This is a genomic window from Pollutimonas rozaliensis, assembly GCF_048751585.1.
Lineage (GTDB): Bacteria > Pseudomonadota > Gammaproteobacteria > Burkholderiales > Burkholderiaceae_B.
Genome location: NZ_JAZHOB010000240.1, coordinates 1 through 254, shown reverse-complemented (window position 1 = coordinate 254; position 254 = coordinate 1). Strand labels below are relative to the sequence as shown.

Here is a 254-nt window from a genome sequence, read left to right as displayed (position 1 = left end):
GTGTGAACTTGATTCAGGCGCAAGAAACCTTGGGCGCGCAAGCACACCAGATCCTCGTGAACCCATCCCGCAATGACCGCGTGGCTGCTTATCAGCCTCGTCCGGGCGTCAACCGCTGGGTGGTGCCAGAAGGCCACTACTTCATGATGGGAGATAACCGAGATAACAGTGCCGATAGCCGTTTCTGGGGATTTGTCCCTGAACGCAACTTGGTCGGTAAGGCGGTAGCTATATGGGTAAGCTTTGAGTTCGAA

1 protein-coding gene is annotated in these 254 nt (G+C 55.1%); it reads left to right on the top strand.

The window, feature by feature from the left end; all coding sequences use genetic code 11:
- The coding region (gene lepB, locus V0R37_RS22745) for a signal peptidase I (protein ID WP_420376639.1) at positions 1-254 on the top strand (254 nt) is incomplete at both ends.